The sequence below is a fragment of the Stenotrophomonas sp. SMYL41 genome (assembly GCF_036319965.1).
Taxonomy (GTDB): domain Bacteria; phylum Pseudomonadota; class Gammaproteobacteria; order Xanthomonadales; family Xanthomonadaceae; genus Stenotrophomonas; species Stenotrophomonas maltophilia_R.
Map to the genome: position 1 here is coordinate 81410 of NZ_JAWIRX010000004.1, position 11647 is coordinate 93056.

Consider the following 11647-nt stretch of genomic DNA (forward strand, 5'->3'; position numbering starts at 1 on the left):
CCTGCAAGGACTTTCGCCTGAACGGAAAACGGCCGGGTTTCCCCGGCCGTTTTCACTCACTGCTTCAGGCTCTGACGGATCAGAACTTGTACTTCAGGGTCAGCTGCATCGACCAGCGCGACACGGCGGTGTTGCCCTTGTCGTTGTTGTTTTCCTGGATCGCAGAGCTGTCGGCACCGGTGAACGAGTACACGTACTTGCCGGTGGCCGGATCGATACCCGCGTAGTTGGCAACGCGGCGGGTCGAGTAGAAGCCGTAATCGTCGATCAGGCCCCACTTCTTGTTCAGCAGGTTGCCGACATTCATGATGTCCAGCGCGATCTCGCCCTTGTGGCTCTTCACGAAGCCCGGGAACTCCTGGCTGATGCGGACATCGAAGGAGTTGATCCACTTGGCGCGATGCTGGTTGGCCGGAACCACGCTGCCACGGTAGGCATCCAGCTCCGGGTTCTGCGCCAGCCAGTCGAAGAACGCCTTTTCCATGGTCGCGCCGCCAGTGAACAGCACGTCGCCCGGGCCCTTCGGCACGTAGAACAGATCGTTGGTGGTAGCACCGTCGCCGTTCGCATCGTTATAGAAGATGTAGCTGTACGGACGGCCCGAGCGACCTTCGTAGAACAGGCCGACGCGGGTGGCGTTGTCACCGAAGAAGTTGTGCTTCCACTCCAGGGTGCCGGTGATGCGGTCCTTGAGCGCGTAGCGCGAGTTGTAGGCCACGTCTTCGTTGGAGTTGAAGATCAGCGTGTTGTTCCAGTTCGAGGTGTTCTGCGAGCTGGACAGCGGGCTGACTTCCTTCGACTGGGTATAGGTGTAACCCAGCGACCAGCCCCAGTTCTCGGTCAGCGGCTTGGCCAGCGAGAAGGTGGCCTGGGTGCCACGGCCCTTGTCGGTGTTGCGCATGACCAGCACGTCACCCATGTCACTCGGGCGATTGGCACGGTCGACCGCACCGTTGGTGCCGGTGGTCATGCCCAGGTCCCCGCGGGTGTTGGCCGGGTTACGGCCCTGCGGGTTCCAATAGATCGCGCGGCCATCCGGACCGGTAACGGTCGGCGCGCCAATGTCCAGGCGGTCGAAGTAGATGCCGTCCTTGACCTTGGTCACCAGCAGTTCGGCCGACGCCACGATGCCGTACCACGGCAGTTCATGGTCGAACGCCAGGTTGGCCTTCCACACCGACGGCAGGCGGGTGCCCGGCGCGATGATGTCCACGTTCTGGCGCGCAGTCGCCGGGCCACCTGCCGGGATATACGGATTGTTGCCGTCCGGAGTGAAGGAGCCGACCGGCGGATTGCGCTGGTCATACTCGATGTAGTTCAGGCCGGTGTTCTGGTAGGCACCCGCAAGCCACACATTCGGGGCGGCGCCACCGAACAGGCCCACGCCACCGCGCAGCTGGGTCGGGCGCTCGCTGTCGAAGGTGTAGTTGAAGCCAACACGCGGCTGCACCAGGTTCTTGTCGACCAGCTTGGTGTTGTTGAAGCCATACAGCTGCTCGATGCGCGGGTTGTACAGGCGCTGGCTGCTGAAGTCAGGCATGTCGACGCGGACGCCGAACATCAGGCTCAGGTTGTAGTTGATCGCCCAGGTGTCCTGCACGAACACGCCGGTGTTCTTCAGGGTGAAGTCGGCCGGGATGTCGCTGCGGCTGCCATCGGCACGCGGCGCACGCAGCTGGTAGCGCGCAGCCCTGCCTGCCAGGAAGTCGTTGACGCTGTTGAATTCGTAGACGCCGTTGAGGTTGCGGCCATAGAAGTTCATCAGCTCGTTCTTCGAGTAATCGAAGCCGAACTTGACGGTGTGGTCACCGATGTACCAGGTACCGGCACCAAAGGCGCTCAGCTCCTTCGACTCGACGATGTTGACATGGGTGTTCTGCTCGGTACCGACGTACAGCGAATCATTACCCGAACGGATGCGGATCTGCGGCATGTCGACCAGCGGAACGCGGTTGGCCGAGTAATCCTTGTGCGAAACCTTGAATTCGGTCGAGAAGTTCTCGGACCAGTCGCTGAACAGTTCACCCATCCAGGTTTCGTATTCGGTCGGCTGCTGGTACCAGAAGTTGCTCAGCGAGATGGCGCTGCTGCTGACCTGCGGGAAGCGAACGACGTTCTGCTCCATCTTGTTGTAGCGCAGGGCCGCACGGTGGTTCTCGTTGATGTTCCAGTCCAGCTTGACCGCGTACTCTTCGATCTCGGTCTTGCTGTTCGGCGCCGACAGGCTGCCCGGGTCATAGCCCAGATTACCCAGGTAGTTCTGGACATCAGTGATGTCCTTCTGGGTGATCGTACCCTTGCCGATCGGCGTATCGCTCAGGCTGATGCCGGCGGCCGAACGCTCGTACTTTTCATAGTTGGTGAAGAAGAACAGCTTGTCCTTGACGATCGGGCCGCCGAAGGTCATGCCATAGGTCTTCTCATCCTCGAAGCCGTTGAAGTCCTGGCGGTCACCTTCCAGGCGCGAACGGACCATGTCCTTGTCGCGGTAGGAGCCGTACACGGTGCCGTGGAATTCATTGGTACCCGACTTGGTCACGGCATTGATCACCGCACCGGTGCCACCGGCGATGGTGGTGTCGTAGTTGGCCAGGTCAATGTTGATTTCCTGGATAGCATCCATCGACACCGGCTGACGCTCGGTCGGCAGGTTGTTGGAGCCCAGGCCGAACGGATCGGAGGCGCTGATGCCGTCGATGCGGATGGCGTTGTAACGGGTGTTCTGGCCGCCCGCCGAGATCGCGCCGTCCGCCTTGCTGACCTGCGAGATGCGCGGGTCGAGACGGACATAGTCCTGGATGTTGCGGTTGGCCGACGGCAGCGCGTCCATCGTTTCGCGGGTGACGTTGGTACCGGTGCCCATCTTGTTGGCGCTGAACAGGTCCAGGCCGCCGGCGGTGGCGACAACGTTCACCGCGTCCAGGTTGGTCGCAGCCAGGTCACCGCCCAGGTTGGCGTTGACGGTGTTGACCTGGTTCAGGTTCAGGTAGACGCCTTCTTCGGTCTTGGTGCCTTCACCGGACTTGGTGATGGTGATGGTGTACGGACCACCCACGCGCAGGCCGCGCGCGTTGTAGCGGCCCGACGCATCGGTGGTGGCACGCGAAACAGTGCCCGACTCGGTGTGGGTGATGGTGACTTCAGCGCCGGCGACAGGCTGGCCTGCGGCGGACATCACCTGGCCGCCGACACCGGCAGAGGTGCTCTGGGCGAAGGCGGGAGCGGCGGCAAGTGCAGCCACGAGACCAAGGGTAAGCTTGGACATCCGGAGTGGGTGGGTCATTTTTCGGTAGCCTCGATGCGAGTTGGCGATGGCGGAAAAAAAGCGCATCCAAACAGCCCTGCGGGTGGCTGCTCGGAGAGTTATCTGGGGTTCCCTACCGCTTGGCTGAAGGCAGCCATAACGGTTAACACTAGATTAACACGCTACGCCATCAATGTGACGGTTGTGCGACAAACGGCACGGGATCGCAACGCAATCGTGACGGGATCTTCATTCCACCCTACGGCGGCCTTCACGCGTCGCCGGATGACTCGCTCGCATCCAGGATGCGGCCCCGCCAGTCGCTGCCGGCAGCGGAAAGCAGGGTCACCGCCGCCGCCGCCGCGGCTTCCGGCGTTCGGGCAGCCGGATCCTGATCGACGGAATAGGCGCGGGCCCGCAGTGCCGTGCGCAGCGGACCCGGGTACAGACCACTGACCCGCACCGGGCTGCGGCCCAGCTCATCGTGCAGGCTGCCGATCAGACCGCGCAGGCCATGCTGGGCCACACCGTACCCACCCCAGTAGGCCTGCCCCACCCGTTCGGGGGCATCGACCGCGAACACCAGGGCGGCGTCCTTGCGCTGCCGCAGCAGCGGCAGGCAGGCCTGGGCCAGCCAGGCCGGGGCGGTCAGGGTGACATGGAGCGCGCGGGCGAAACTTGCCGGGTCGGCCAGTTCGAACGGGGTCAGGCCGGGGAAATGCGCGGCGCAGACCAGCAGGCCGTCCAGCCGCCCCAGCTCGCGCTGGACGGCCTGGGCCAGCTCGGCATAGTCATCCGGGCCGGCGCCTTCCAGGTCCAGCGGGTACAGCAAGGGTTCCGGGCCGACCGCCTGGACCTGGGCATAGACCCGATCCAGCCGGCGCGGCTTGCGCCCCAGCAGGACCACGGTGGCCCCGGCCGCTGCGGCGGCGACCGCCGCAGCACTGCCCAGTCCTCCCCCGGCGCCAGCGACCAGCACCACGCGGTCCTGCAAAGGACGGCCATCGAGCGCCCCGTCAGTGGGTGACGTCGACGGCCAGGCACTCATCCCTGGGTCGCCTCTTCGACGATGCGCTTGAGCTCGCCGGATTCAAACAGTTCCATGACGATGTCGCAGCCGCCGATCAACTCACCGTTGATGAACAGCTGCGGAAAGGTCGGCAGGTTGGAGAAGCGCGGCAGGTTGGCGCGGATCTCCGGCTCCTCGAGCACGTTGACGGTGCGCAGGGTGACGGCGCCGGCGGCCATCAACGCCTGCACGGCGCGGCTGGAAAAGCCGCACATCGGGTACTGCGGGGTGCCCTTCATGAACAGCACGAGCGGGTAACGATCGACCTCGGCCTGGATTTGCTGCATTACCGCCACAACCACACTCCTTGCTTCGCCGGACAAACCGACCGTGATGGTCGGCTAGACTGCCCACGGTAGCCGCCATTGTAAGCGGATGGAACCGGCTGCCGCCGTCCCCTTGGCCACGAACCTGTCCATGCCCGTCGAATTGCCCGCCCTGCCCTACCTTCCCGGCTCCCTGCAGCCACACCTGTCCGTACAGACCGTGGAACTGCATCACGGCCACCACCATCGCGCCTATGTGGATGCCGTCAACGCCGGCATCCTCGGCACCGAGTGGGAGGAAGCGTCATTGGAAGAGATCGTGCGCCACGCCCAGGGCTCGCTGTTCGATGCCGCCGCCCAGGCCTGGAACCATGGTTTCTACTGGCAGTGCCTGCGCCCGCGCGGCGGCGGCGAACCGCAGGGCCGGCTGGGCGAGCTGGTGAAGCGCCAGTTCGGTGACGCACAGCGCCTGCGCGAGGAGTTCAACCGCACCGCGCTGGGCCTGTTCGGCTCGGGCTGGGTGTGGCTGGTGCAGCACCCGGGTGGCCAGCTGGGCATCCAGGCCACCCGCAACGCCGGCACGCCACTGACCGGTGAAAGCACGCCACTGCTTTGCTGCGACGTCTGGGAGCACGCTTATTACACCGACTACCAGAATGACCGCGCGCGTTACCTGGACGCGTTCTGGCAGATGGTGAACTGGGAATTCGCCGAGAGCCAGCTGCGCTGAGGACATCCGCCGGGCATGGCCCGTCGCTACCCAATCCTCGCGGTAACGCCGGGCCATGCCCGGCGGCACGGTGGCATCACGCGTTCTCGTGTGCAGCCACGGCGTCCATCACCCGCGCCGAGTACACCAGCGCCGCGCCGGCGTTGAGCGACACCGCCACGCCCAATGCTTCGGCGATTTCCTCGCGGCTGGCACCATGTTTCAGCGCCGCGTCCACATGCACGGTGATGCAGCCGTCGCAGCGGGTGGTCACTGCCACCGCCAGCGCGATCAGCTCGCGGGTCTTGGCATCAAGATGGTTGGTCTGCGCGCCCGCATTGGCCAGCGTGGCATAACCCTTGACCGTATCCGGCGAGAGCTTGCCGATCTCGCCGATGCGGCCCTTCAGCTCCTTGCGGTAGGTATTCCAGTCGAGCATGAGGGTGACTCCTGTGAAAGGAGCTCCACGCTACCACCGGGAATGCTGCGCCGATGCCTGCACCGGCGCGCCACACCGTTGCAGGCACACGGGGTTGTGCCGGCCCTTGGCCGGCACGCCCGGCTCAGCGGTTGCGCAGCGCGTGTACCGCCGGCGCCACCTGGGCCTGGCGGTCCAGCTCCAGACCCACCTGGTCCAGCGCGTCGGCCAGGGCAGCGGCATCGTCATCGCGCAATGTGGCATGGCCGACCTTGCGGCCTTCGCGCGGCTCCTTGCCGTAGTCATGCCAGTGGCCACTGGCCTGGGCAAGCACCGGCAACGGGTCGGGCATCTTGCCCAGCCAGTTCAGCATGCAGGCGTGGCCGAGCATGCGGGTGCTGCCCAGGGGCAGGCCCAGCACGGCACGCAGATGGTTCTCGAACTGCGAGGTCTCGCTGCCTTCGATGGTCCAGTGGCCGGAGTTGTGCACGCGCGGCGCCATCTCGTTGGCCAGCAGTTCGCCATCGCGGCAGAACAGTTCCAGCGCGAACACGCCGACGTACTGCAGATGCTCGGCGACACGACGGGCATAGCCGATCGCGGCCTGCTGTTCGGCGTCGGCCAGCACGGCCGGTGCCACGCTGGCCGACAGCACGCCGTCGACGTGCCAGTTGCCGGTGACCGGCCAGGCCTCGAAGCTGCCATCGCGGCCGCGCACGGCAACCACGCTGACCTCGCGCTGGAAGGCCACGAAGCCTTCCAGGATCAGGCCGGTGCGCTCGACCTGCGTGCCCAGCGCATCCCACGCGGCGTCGATGTCGGCTTCGCTGCGCAGGCGGAACTGGCCCTTGCCGTCATAGCCCAGGCGACGGGTCTTGAGGATGCAGGGCAGGCCGAACTCGGCAGCCTTCGCCGCCAGCTCGTCACGGCTGCGGATGTCGGCGAAGGCCGGCAGCGGGATGCCCAGCTTCTGGAACAGGGTCTTCTCGCTCAACCGGTCCTGGGCCACGGCCAGTGCGGCCGGCGGCGGATAGACCGGCACGCGGTCGGCCAGGAACTGTGCACTGTCTGCAGGCACGTTCTCGAAATCGAAGGTGACCACATCGACCTTGGCGGCGAAGTCCGCCAGCGCCTGGCGGTCATCGAAGGCGCCGACGGTGAGCGGTGCCAGCGGGCCGCTGCAGGCATCGGCGGCCGGGTCGTACAGCTCGAAACGCAGCCCCAGCGGCGCACCGGCCAGGACCATCATGCGGGCGAGCTGGCCGCCGCCCAGGATGCCGACGGTCAGGCTCATTGGCGCGGATCGTCGTGGGCCATCACGTCTTCGGTCTGGCGTGCGCGGAACGCGTCGAGCGCCTGGCCGATCGCCGGCTGGTCGCTGCCCAGCATCGCGGCGGCGAACAGCGCAGCATTGGAGGCGCCGGCATTGCCGATGGCGAAGGTGGCGACCGGGATGCCGGCCGGCATCTGCACGATCGACAGCAGCGAATCCATGCCGTTGAGGGCCTTGGACTGCACCGGCACGCCCAGCACCGGCACGGCGGTCTTGGCGGCGATCATGCCCGGCAGGTGCGCTGCCCCGCCGGCACCGGCGATGATGGCGCGCAGACCACGCGGGCCCGCCTGCTCGGCGTAACTGAACAACACATCCGGCGTCCGATGCGCGGACACCACCTTCACTTCGAACGGAACACCCAGGGCTTCAAGCTTCTGGGCGGCGTGCTGCATGGTTTCCCAGTCGGAACGGGAACCCATGACGATGCCGACAAGCGGCGCGATCGGGTTGGGGGTCATTGGCCGTCACCTGCCTTAAAGACGTATTCTAGCCATCTTCCACGCAAGACGAAGAACCATGGATCGCAAGCTGCTCGACCTGCTGGTGTCGCCGGACACCCGCCAGCCCCTGTCCCTGCTGGATGGCAAGGGCCTGGAAGCCCTCAACAAGGCCATTTCCGCCGGCGCAGTGAACAAGGCCGATGGCAACCCGCTGGCGCAGCCGCTGCGCGAAGCGCTGGTCACCCGCGACCGCAAGCAGGTGTTCCGCGTTGACGACGGCATCCCGGTGCTGCTGGCCGAGGAAGCCATCCCGACCGCCCAGATCACCGACTTCCCGGCCGCATGAGCACGCTGCCGACGCCGGATGCGGCCGTTGTCGCCGCCGATGTCGCGCGTGCACTGGCCGAGGACCTGGGCAGCGGTGACGTTACCGCCGCCCTGCTGCCCGACCAGGCCGACAGCGCCTACCTGCTGTGCAAGCAGGACGGGGTGATCGCCGGTCGCCCCTGGTTCGATGCCACCCACCGCGCGCTCGACCCGGACGTGCGCATCGAATGGCGTGTTTCCGAAGGCGACGCGGTCACCGCAGGCACCGTGCTGGCCCTGCTGCACGGACGCAGTCGCAGCCTGGTCAGCGCCGAGCGCACCTCGCTCAATTTCCTGCAGACGCTGTCCGGCACCGCCACCACCACTGCCCGCTATGTGGCCGCCGTGGCCGGTACCGGCACGCGCATCCTCGACACCCGCAAGACCCTGCCCGGCCTGCGCCTGGCGCAGAAGTACGCCGTGCGCTGCGGCGGCGGCGACAACCATCGCTTCGGCCTGTACGACACGGTGATGCTGAAGGAAAACCACATCCGCGCCGCCGGCTCGCTGGCTGCCGCCGTGGCAGGCGCACGCCGGCAGTGGCCCGCGCTGCCGCTGGTGGTGGAAGTGGAGGACCTGACACAACTGCGCCAGGCCCTCGAAGCCGGTTGCGAGCGCATCCTGCTGGACGACTTCAGCCCCGACCTGCGCCGCGAGGCGGTACGCATCACCGCCGGCCGCATTCCGCTGGAAGTGTCTGGCAGCGTCGGCCTGGGCGGCCTGCGCTCGATCGCCGAGGATGGCGTGGACTGCATCTCCATCGGCGGCCTGACCAAGCACGTGCAGGCCATCGATCTGTCGCTGAAGCTCGGCCCGCCGCCGGGCTGAAGCCTGCAAGACCCTGTGGAGCCGAGCCCATGCTTGGCTGCTTTCCGGAGCCCTCCCAAGGTGCAACCCGCGCGTTGCGCGCGCGATGAGCCGGGCTACCGCTTCGCTCGCCGGGCATGCGGCGCTACCGGTTCGGAGGCCTTCACGGCTCGGCCACGCCGTCCTCTGCGACGCTGCGGGCATCCCCCACAGGAACCGTGCATGCGCCGGATGCTCTTGCCTGCCTGCCTGCTGCTCGCGGCAGCCCCCTTGTCCGCAGCGGCTGCCGAAGCCTGCGATGTGCCGCCCCGCTTCGGCCTGAGCCCGTTGGCGGTGGCCATCCGCAATACCGCCTGCAACGAACACCGGCTCTGGTTCCGGCCTTTCATCGATCGTGATGGCCGCGCGGCGAGCCTCAGCGTCACCGAGGCCGAGAACGAACACCTGGCCGACAACGGCCTGATCGCCTGGCAGCGCGTGGCCGGCTATTGGCGCGACAGCGGCACGCTCAACGCAATGGGCAGCATCGCGGGTGCCAGCAGCTGCCTGGCACCACTGGGCACGCGTTACACCGACAGCGATTGCCGCGCCTTCCTCGTCGACAACCCATGGTCGGCGGCGTTCATTTCCTGGGTGATGGTGCGGGCCGGCGTGCCCGGCTTCAATACCTCGCCACGCCACATTGACTATATCCGCGCTGCGTACCAGGGCGGGCCCTCGGGCGTGCCCTACCGCCTGGTCGACCCGGCCACGGCCAAACCCGCACCCGGCGATCTGCTGTGCTTCCTGCGCGACCGCAGCAGCACGCTCAGCTACAGCGGGCTGGTGCAGGCACTGGGCAATGGCTCGGTGGGCCACTGGAAATCGCATTGCGAAGTGGTGGTGGCCGCCAATCTTGGCGGCGACCAGACCCTGTACCTGGTCGGTGGCAACGTGATGAACACCGTGGCGATGCGGCTGCTGCCGCTGGAGCGCACCGGATTGATCAAGCTGCCGCCGGCGCGCGAACGCAACAGCACCGGCATCGACCCCAGCTGCACGCCGGGCCGCGAGGACGAATGCAGCTTCAACCGCCAGGACTGGGCGGCGCTGCTGCAGCTGACTGCGGCCGCACCATTGGTGATGCCTTCGCCCACTGCCACGCCGATGCAGACCGCTCCTGCGCCGCAACCGGCCATCGCGCCCGCGCAGCCGGCGCCTGGCCTACCGCCGCCGCGGCGGTGAATGCAGCGCTTGATCCAGCGCGCGTTCGCCGCCATCTTTGCCGGATCGACCTCTGACGGCTGACGCCATGCCCACCCTGCTGCTGTTGCTGATTGCCGGCGGAATCATCTACTTCTTCTGGAATGCCGCACGCTCGGCCGCCGAGCGCGCGGTCGAGCTGGGCCGCAATGCCTGCCGCGCCGCCGATGTGCAGTGGCTGGACCAGGCGGTGCACGCCACCGGCCTGCGACTGTCGCGTGGCGAGGATGGACGGCTCGGTTTCGAGCGCACCTTCAAGTTCGAGTATTCCTACGATGGCATCGATCGCCACGTGGGCCGCATGGTGCTGCGTGGCGACCAGCTGATCTCGTTCACCGGCCCCGGTGCCGCGCGGATCAGCCAGATCCGGCCCGATGTGGAAGATGCCGAGGATGTGTAGGGGCTGAAGGTGTGCCGACCAACGGTCGGCACCCACCGGTAAATCCTGCAAGGAAAAACGCCGCCCATCGGGGCGGCGTCGGAACGGTTACTTGACCACGCGCAGATTCGGGCGGCCCTTCGGCGGCGGGCTGGCCGGCGGCGTATCGTCCGGCGGCGTGCCTTCCTCGTGCAGCAGTTCCTCGCTGGTCGGTGCGGTCTCATTGCCCGGAATGTCATCCGGCAGCGCCATGCCCTGCCCGGTCTCGCGGGCATAGACAGCCAGCACGGCGCTGATCGGCACCTGCACCGGGTAGCTGGTGCCGGAGAAGCGGGCCGAGAAGCTCACCATTTCGTTGTCGATCATCAGCCGCACGACGGCACGTTCGGCGATGTTGAGCACGACCCGGCCGTCCTTGACCGCCGAAGGCGGGACCTGCACGCCGGGGACGCCGGCGTCGACCAGGATGTGCGGGGTCAGCTGGTTGTCATTGATCCATTCCACCAGCGCCCGCAGCAGGTACGGGCGGTGGCTGGTCATGTGGAAGAAGTCTTCGGTCATGCGTGAAGTGTACGCGCCCGGCGCCCCGCCGGGGCGGATCGCCTGCACGCCGGTCGGTGTGCAGACGGGTTGCGCAGGGCCAGGTCAGACCGGGAGATCGCGCAGCTTCTTTTCCTGGTCGGTCAGGCTGCGGACGAAACCCGGGTGGCGGAAGATGCGGTTGCCATAGTCCTCGATCGCCTTGCCGTCCTTCGGAAGCGGCACGTCCAGCGATTGCAGGCGCCAGATGATCGGCGCCATCGCGCAGTCGGCCAGGCTCATTTCCGGGTTGAGGAAGAACTTGCTGGCCTTGAACAGCGGCAGCGAGGCGGTCAGCAGTTCCTTCAGGCGCTTGCGGCCGGCCTCGGCCTGGGTCTTGTTGCCCAGCTGGATGGCCTGTACCTGCGGCACCCAGTCGTGCTCGATGCGCAGCATCGCCAGGCGGATGCGTGCACGCGAGAGCGGATCGACCGGCATCAGCGGCGGATGCGGATAGCGCTCATCCAGGTACTCGCTGACCACCGATGCGGCGTACAGCACCAGCTCGCGCTCGACCAGGGTCGGTACCGAGTGGTACGGATTGAGATCGATCAGGTCTTCAGGCGGGTTCTGCGGATCGACCGGAACGAAGTCGAAGGTGACCCCCTTGGCCGCCAGCACCAACCGTACACGGTGGCACAGTACGTCGTCGTTCGAGGAAAACAGCGTCAGTGTATTGCGCATGCGTACGCTCGCCGCCATCAAAGGCTCTCCCACGACAGGAGACCGCCTGCCGCATCGGCGCCGCCGGCACCGTGCCAGCGGTCGACTCCTCCCCGAGTGTGCAACCGA

The 11647-nt window shown here is 66.6% G+C and carries 13 protein-coding genes; 5 read left to right on the forward strand and 8 right to left on the reverse strand.

Going from position 1 to position 11647, the window contains the following annotated elements; genetic code table 11:
• Nucleotides 1–79 precede the first annotated feature (79 nt).
• The 3 genes from V3B30_RS06240 to grxD form a co-directional block, all read right to left on the reverse strand.
• Nucleotides 80–3283, reverse strand: a complete 3204-nt coding sequence (locus V3B30_RS06240) for a TonB-dependent receptor (protein WP_100471839.1) — start codon at nucleotides 3281–3283, stop codon at nucleotides 80–82.
• A gap of 232 nt (nucleotides 3284–3515) precedes the next feature.
• Complete coding sequence (locus V3B30_RS06245) at nucleotides 3516–4292, reverse strand: SDR family NAD(P)-dependent oxidoreductase (protein ID WP_262084457.1); 777 nt, start codon at nucleotides 4290–4292, stop codon at nucleotides 3516–3518.
• Nucleotides 4289–4609: a Grx4 family monothiol glutaredoxin gene (gene grxD, locus V3B30_RS06250; RefSeq protein WP_005415957.1), complete on the reverse strand. Its 321-nt coding sequence runs from the start codon at nucleotides 4607–4609 to the stop codon at nucleotides 4289–4291. The genes V3B30_RS06245 and grxD overlap by 4 nt, the downstream gene beginning before the upstream one ends.
• Nucleotides 4610–4730: 121 nt before the next feature.
• Here grxD and V3B30_RS06255 point away from each other — a divergent pair, with 121 nt between their 5' ends.
• The gene (locus V3B30_RS06255; protein WP_262084458.1) at nucleotides 4731–5309 is read left to right on the forward strand and encodes a superoxide dismutase; all 579 of its coding nucleotides are present in this window, start codon (nucleotides 4731–4733) and stop codon (nucleotides 5307–5309) included.
• A 76-nt stretch (nucleotides 5310–5385) separates the two neighbouring features.
• Here the strand turns inward: V3B30_RS06255 and V3B30_RS06260 are convergent, their stop codons facing one another.
• The 3 genes from V3B30_RS06260 to purE all read right to left on the reverse strand — a co-directional run bounded on the left by V3B30_RS06260 (nucleotide 5386) and on the right by purE (nucleotide 7500).
• Entirely contained in the window at nucleotides 5386–5727 is a 342-nt protein-coding gene (locus tag V3B30_RS06260) for a carboxymuconolactone decarboxylase family protein (protein ID WP_100471837.1), read from the reverse strand.
• 124 nt (nucleotides 5728–5851) lie between these two features.
• Nucleotides 5852–7000: a 5-(carboxyamino)imidazole ribonucleotide synthase gene (locus V3B30_RS06265; protein ID WP_262084459.1), complete on the reverse strand. Its 1149-nt coding sequence runs from the start codon at nucleotides 6998–7000 to the stop codon at nucleotides 5852–5854.
• On the reverse strand, nucleotides 6997–7500 hold the full coding sequence (gene purE / locus V3B30_RS06270; protein ID WP_100471835.1) for a 5-(carboxyamino)imidazole ribonucleotide mutase: 504 nt from the start codon (nucleotides 7498–7500) through the stop codon (nucleotides 6997–6999). Before purE ends, V3B30_RS06265 begins: the two co-directional genes overlap by 4 nt.
• A gap of 58 nt (nucleotides 7501–7558) precedes the next feature.
• Here purE and V3B30_RS06275 point away from each other — a divergent pair, with 58 nt between their 5' ends.
• From V3B30_RS06275 to V3B30_RS06290, 4 genes are all read left to right on the forward strand, one after another.
• Nucleotides 7559–7828, forward strand: a complete 270-nt coding sequence (locus V3B30_RS06275) for a Trm112 family protein (RefSeq protein ID WP_049432560.1) — start codon at nucleotides 7559–7561, stop codon at nucleotides 7826–7828.
• The gene (gene nadC, locus V3B30_RS06280) at nucleotides 7825–8676 is read left to right on the forward strand and encodes a carboxylating nicotinate-nucleotide diphosphorylase (protein ID WP_100471834.1); all 852 of its coding nucleotides are present in this window, start codon (nucleotides 7825–7827) and stop codon (nucleotides 8674–8676) included. Before V3B30_RS06275 ends, nadC begins: the two co-directional genes overlap by 4 nt.
• A 201-nt stretch (nucleotides 8677–8877) precedes the next feature.
• Entirely contained in the window at nucleotides 8878–9879 is a 1002-nt protein-coding gene (locus tag V3B30_RS06285; RefSeq protein WP_262084460.1) for a DUF2272 domain-containing protein, read from the forward strand.
• Between the two features lie 67 nt (nucleotides 9880–9946).
• Entirely contained in the window at nucleotides 9947–10297 is a 351-nt protein-coding gene (locus V3B30_RS06290) for a DUF3301 domain-containing protein (RefSeq protein ID WP_005415950.1), read from the forward strand.
• Between the two features lie 87 nt (nucleotides 10298–10384).
• On the opposite strand, the gene V3B30_RS06295 is transcribed toward V3B30_RS06290, so the two are convergent.
• Entirely contained in the window at nucleotides 10385–10837 is a 453-nt protein-coding gene (locus V3B30_RS06295; protein ID WP_100471832.1) for a ClpXP protease specificity-enhancing factor, read from the reverse strand.
• A gap of 84 nt (nucleotides 10838–10921) precedes the next feature.
• The gene (locus tag V3B30_RS06300) at nucleotides 10922–11557 is read right to left on the reverse strand and encodes a glutathione S-transferase N-terminal domain-containing protein (RefSeq protein WP_005408842.1); all 636 of its coding nucleotides are present in this window, start codon (nucleotides 11555–11557) and stop codon (nucleotides 10922–10924) included.
• Between the last annotated feature and the right edge of the window lie 90 nt (nucleotides 11558–11647).

Bases quoted from the DNA above. Each gene is read 5' to 3' on its own strand.
- V3B30_RS06300 (WP_005408842.1), bottom strand. From the start codon at position 11,557: ATGGCGGCGAGCGTACGCATGCGCAATACACTGACGCTGTTTTCCTCG.
- V3B30_RS06275 (WP_049432560.1), top strand. From the start codon at position 7,559: ATGGATCGCAAGCTGCTCGACCTGCTGGTGTCGCCGGACACCCGCCAG.
- V3B30_RS06285 (WP_262084460.1), top strand. From the start codon at position 8,878: ATGCGCCGGATGCTCTTGCCTGCCTGCCTGCTGCTCGCGGCAGCCCCC.
- purE (WP_100471835.1), bottom strand. From the start codon at position 7,500: ATGACCCCCAACCCGATCGCGCCGCTTGTCGGCATCGTCATGGGTTCC.
- V3B30_RS06255 (WP_262084458.1), top strand. From the start codon at position 4,731: ATGCCCGTCGAATTGCCCGCCCTGCCCTACCTTCCCGGCTCCCTGCAG.
- V3B30_RS06245 (WP_262084457.1), bottom strand. From the start codon at position 4,292: ATGAGTGCCTGGCCGTCGACGTCACCCACTGACGGGGCGCTCGATGGC.
- V3B30_RS06295 (WP_100471832.1), bottom strand. From the start codon at position 10,837: ATGACCGAAGACTTCTTCCACATGACCAGCCACCGCCCGTACCTGCTG.
- V3B30_RS06265 (WP_262084459.1), bottom strand. From the start codon at position 7,000: ATGAGCCTGACCGTCGGCATCCTGGGCGGCGGCCAGCTCGCCCGCATG.
- V3B30_RS06240 (WP_100471839.1), bottom strand. From the start codon at position 3,283: ATGACCCACCCACTCCGGATGTCCAAGCTTACCCTTGGTCTCGTGGCT.
- V3B30_RS06290 (WP_005415950.1), top strand. From the start codon at position 9,947: ATGCCCACCCTGCTGCTGTTGCTGATTGCCGGCGGAATCATCTACTTC.
- nadC (WP_100471834.1), top strand. From the start codon at position 7,825: ATGAGCACGCTGCCGACGCCGGATGCGGCCGTTGTCGCCGCCGATGTC.
- V3B30_RS06260 (WP_100471837.1), bottom strand. From the start codon at position 5,727: ATGCTCGACTGGAATACCTACCGCAAGGAGCTGAAGGGCCGCATCGGC.